The sequence below is a fragment of the Zhongshania sp. genome (assembly GCF_041623545.1).
Classification (GTDB): domain Bacteria; phylum Pseudomonadota; class Gammaproteobacteria; order Pseudomonadales; family Spongiibacteraceae; genus Spongiibacter.
The window spans coordinates 1-2,110 of the sequence record NZ_JBFJWS010000417.1 but is presented as its reverse complement, the minus strand read 5'-3'; the positions used below and the strand labels follow the sequence as shown (position 1 = coordinate 2,110).

The 2,110-nt window shown below is 50.6% G+C and carries 3 protein-coding genes and 1 pseudogene; 3 read left to right on the top strand and 1 reads right to left on the bottom strand.

The genetic code is table 11. From position 1 onward, the window contains the following. The 3 genes from ABYT30_RS18690 to ABYT30_RS18680 form a co-directional block, all read left to right on the top strand. On the top strand, positions 1 to 239 hold a 239-nt coding region (locus ABYT30_RS18690), incomplete at its 5' end, for a hypothetical protein (RefSeq protein ID WP_373098034.1). 193 nt (positions 240 to 432) lie between these two features. Continuing rightward, positions 433 to 1,440, top strand: a complete 1,008-nt coding sequence (locus ABYT30_RS18685) for an aromatic ring-hydroxylating dioxygenase subunit alpha (protein WP_373084931.1) — start codon at positions 433 to 435, stop codon at positions 1,438 to 1,440. Positions 1,441 to 1,556: 116 nt separating this feature from the next. After that, positions 1,557 to 1,895 carry a hypothetical protein gene (locus ABYT30_RS18680; RefSeq protein ID WP_373098031.1) on the top strand — a complete coding sequence of 113 codons (339 nt, stop codon included), beginning with the start codon at positions 1,557 to 1,559 and terminating at the stop codon, positions 1,893 to 1,895. Here ABYT30_RS18680 and ABYT30_RS18675 read toward each other — a convergent pair. After that, a pseudogene (locus tag ABYT30_RS18675) lies at positions 1,882 to 2,110 on the bottom strand (hypothetical protein); the annotation flags it as partial. The gene ABYT30_RS18680 and the pseudogene ABYT30_RS18675 sit on opposite strands and share 14 nt — an antisense overlap.

Sequence of the window (2,110 nt, the reverse complement as noted above, 5' to 3'; positions counted from 1 at the left end):
GTCGCGGTGGTATTGAGCCGGGCTCCGAACAAGATGCGCAAATCCGCGCAGCGGCTAAGGGCGAGGCCAAGACCCCCGAGGGCGAGCCCGTCGATGAGCAAACGATGGAAGAGGTGGCCAAGGAAATTGCCGTACAGCAAACCATTCTCGCTACGGGCGTGCAGCCTGGCTCCCCAAATGAATCGCTAATTCGTATGGGCGCCGATGTGATGGCGGAAAAATTTAAGAGCTGGCGTTAAGCCGAAAACGCGAATTTAAACTTGGCGGCCTAGCGCCGCCAAATTGGTTTTGTCGCTGTAAAAGTGGCGTTTTTTGCCAGTGTCCTGTCTCCATTTGTCATTGTCTGTAGCGGTGTGGGGAGTAAAGTGTGGGCAAAATACGCCAATCTCACCGAATCTTGCGTTTGCCGCTAAGCGCCCTGAGGACCGAACAATGACCAGTCAATCTATAAAACGCTATCCAATGCCCATGCCCTATGGTTGGTTTGCGGTGTCTTACTCCGACGAGCTGGCGCCTAGTGAATCCCGCGCGGTACATTATTTTGATCAGGAGTTAGTGCTGTTTCGCACTGAAGCCGGTAAAGCCGTGTTAATGGAAGCCTACTGTCCACATTTAGGCGCGCACCTTGGCCATGGCATTCATGAGCGCTCAGGTACTGGTGGCGGTCGGATCGAGGGTAATAATATCGTCTGCCCTTTCCACTCGTGGAAATTTAATCCCGAGGGCGAGTGCGTTGAGGTTCCCTACGCCAAGAATATGCCGCCGAAAGTTGCGGGCAAAAAATGCCTAAAGACTTTTCCTATTACCGAAACCAATCAAGTCATTTGGGCTTGGTATCACCCCGACGGCGCTGCGCCACTATGGGACGTTATCAGCCACGAAGAGGCTAATAGTGATGATTGGTCGCCGCAAGACCGCTACGAGTGGATTATTAATACTCACCCACAGGAAATGGCAGAAAATGCCGCCGACCCGGCGCATTTCAAATACGTGCACGGTACTGCCTCGTTCCCCGAGTGGGAAACAACCTACGATGGTCCAATTGTAAGGGGCTTGCAGGTGGCTAATATGCCAACCCCGAGGGGCGAAGTAAAAGGCTCAATTCGCACCGGAAGTGCAGGCCCAGGCCAGGGTTTTACCAAATTTGAAGGTATCGCTGATACCTTCTTATTGGGAATGACCACGCCGATCGATGAACACAAGGTGCAGGTACGCTTTGCGTTTATTCAGCCCAAAATTAATGGTGAAGTTAAAAAGGGCGGCGTCAACGCAGCGATCATTGCCAATATTGTTGGTCAGCTAGAAGAAGACAAGCCAATTTGGGAACACAAAATTTACCGCCCACTGCCGATTTTGTGTGATGGTGATGGCCCCATTGCGAAGTTCCGCAAATGGTATAGCCAGTTTTACGCTGGCGGTTTTGACCCCCGCGCGCTATAAAGTAAATTCCACCATTTTGGGAGGTGAGTGAGACCGTGTTTTTACAAGGGTCTCCCGTCTCCCGTCGTGCGTTCTGCGGTATACTCTGCCAACAAGTTTATCGCCGGATTGAGCACATGCGTTTTTTAATACCTGTTTTTTTTATTCTATTTAGCTTGGCACCCTTCGCCAACGCGGCGTGCATCTTGCCGTTGAAACCGCTAAATTTAGCTGACGGTGCGGTTGCTGATGTCGACGATATGAATGTGTCTAAACGCCGCGTAGAGCGCTATATGGAAGACAGTCAGCGCTATTTGAAATGCTTAGATACCATGGATAAAACTGCAATTGGTACAGGTCGCGATAATGATGAGCGGCGGCGTAAGCGAATCACAAATTATAATACTGCGCATAAAAATATGAGTGAGGTGCTAAGCGTTTATGACGCCAGTGTCGCCGAGTTTAATCAGCGCTGACTTGAATATTTTTGTTTTGTAAATAACGCACTAAACTCGCACTGCCCTGCTCGTCGCCGAGAATAATCGCTGACTGCATTGCGACGACTTCTTTGACCGTTCGCTTTAGCCCCAATTCTTCAAGTAGAAAAGCGACTCGTCGGGCAATGGCTTGACCAGAGTCCACCCACTGCATATTTGGCAGTAAACCAGCGAGTTGCGCTTGTACTAGCGGG